The organism is Lactobacillus equicursoris DSM 19284 = JCM 14600 = CIP 110162 (assembly GCF_001434815.1).
GTDB classification, from domain to species: domain Bacteria; phylum Bacillota; class Bacilli; order Lactobacillales; family Lactobacillaceae; genus Lactobacillus; species Lactobacillus equicursoris.
This window is the reverse complement of the sequence record NZ_AZDU01000098.1, coordinates 1-1,741: the sequence shown is the minus strand read 5'-3', so window position 1 is coordinate 1,741 and position 1,741 is coordinate 1. Positions and strand designations below refer to the sequence as shown.

Below are 1,741 nucleotides of genomic sequence, written 5' to 3'. Positions count from 1 at the left end.
TTGAGCAGCAATCTCCGTAGTTGAGTAAGTTTTTGAGCAGCAATTTCTGTAGATGAGTAACTTACCGCCATGCTAACCAGTACAGGAGGTAAAAAACAGCTTTTCCGTTAGGGAAAGCTGTTTTTGCTTGGGGGAATCAAAAGTCGAAAAATGGCTTGGCTACATATACTTGGGGGAATCATCAACCAGAAACAGCTAAAAATTTGTCACGAAGCCTCAAGCTTGATAAACTTTTAGGATAAGCATATAAAAAATTAGGGGGACAAGATGGAGCTTAACTACAAAGAACTTGCCCAAAGCAAGAAAGACGCGATTTTGAAGGACCTGGCCGAACTGATTGCCATCGATTCTTCAGAAGACTTAAACAACACCAGCGAAGAATACCCAGTTGGCCCAGGCCCAGTCAAGGCCATGACCAAATTTTTGGAATTCGCCAAGCGCGACGGCTTTGACACGGAAAACTTTGCCAACTACGCTGGCCGGGTCAACTACGGTGAAGGCGACCAGCGCCTAGGCATCATCGGCCACATGGACGTGGTGCCAGCTGGCGAAGGCTGGACCCGCGACCCATTCAAGATGGAAATTGACGACGAAGGCCGGATCTACGGCCGGGGCTCAGCCGACGACAAGGGGCCAAGCTTAGCCGCTTACTACGGGATGCTGCTTTTGAAAGAAGCTGGCTTTAAGCCGAAAAAGAAGATCGACTTCGTCCTTGGCACCAACGAAGAAACCAACTGGGTGGGGATCGACTACTACTTGAAGCACGAACCTACTCCAGACATCGTCTTCTCACCAGACGCTGAATACCCAATCATCAACGGCGAACAAGGGATTTTTACCCTGGAATTCACCTTTAAAAAGGACGACACTGAAGGCGACTACGTCTTAAACGACTTTAAGGCCGGGATCGCCACCAACGTAACGCCGCAAGTAACCCGGGCTACGGTATCTGGCGCAAACCTAGACGCCATCAAGCTAGCCTTTGACGCCTTTTTAAAGGACCACGACCTGGGCGGGGAATTTGTCATCGACGGCGAGACCGCCAAGATCACCCTGATCGGCCAAGGCGCGCACGCTTCTGCTCCGCAAGTGGGCAAGAACTCTGCCACCTTCCTGGCTCTGTTCTTAGACCAGTTCGCTTTTGCCGGCCGCGACAAGAACTTCATTCACTTTTTAGCAGAAACTGAACATGAAGACTTCTACGGTAAAAAGCTTGGCATCTACCACCAAGACGACTTGATGGGCACCCTGGCCAGCTCCCCTTCCATGTTTGACTACGAACATGACGGCGAAGCAACCCTGAAGAACAACGTCCGCTACCCACAAGGCACGGACCCAGACACCATGATCAAGCAGGTCATGGACAAGTTTGGCGCTATTTTGGACGTAACTTATAACGGCTTTGAAGAGCCTCACTACGTGCCAGGCGACGACAAGCTGGTCCAAACCCTGCTGGCCGTTTACGAAAAGCAGACCGGCAACCAGGGCCACGAAGTTGTGATCGGCGGGGGCACTTACGGCCGCCTCTTCAAGCGTGGCGTGGCCTTTGGCGCTCAGCCAGAAAATGGCCCAATGGTCATGCACGCGGCTAACGAATTTATGATGCTGGACGACTTGATCAACTCCATTGCCATCTACGCCGAAGCCATCTACGAATTGACCAAGGATGCTGATTTGTAAAAAAGACAATATAGACTAAAAAGACTAAGAGGTAAATTGCAAGAATAATTTGAACACCCAC

Annotated in this window: 1 protein-coding gene; it reads left to right on the top strand. The window is 50.5% G+C overall.

Features of this window, described 5'->3' with window-relative positions; genetic code table 11:
• The first annotated feature begins 267 nt into the window (after positions 1-267).
• Positions 268-1,680, top strand: a complete 1,413-nt coding sequence (pepV, locus tag FC20_RS09435) for a dipeptidase PepV (RefSeq protein ID WP_008463218.1) — start codon at positions 268-270, stop codon at positions 1,678-1,680.
• Positions 1,681-1,741 lie beyond the last annotated feature (61 nt).

What these genes read in the sequence shown, in the direction of transcription:
- pepV (WP_008463218.1), top strand. Translation starts at nt 268, where the DNA reads ATGGAGCTTAACTACAAAGAACTTGCCCAAAGCAAGAAAGACGCGATT.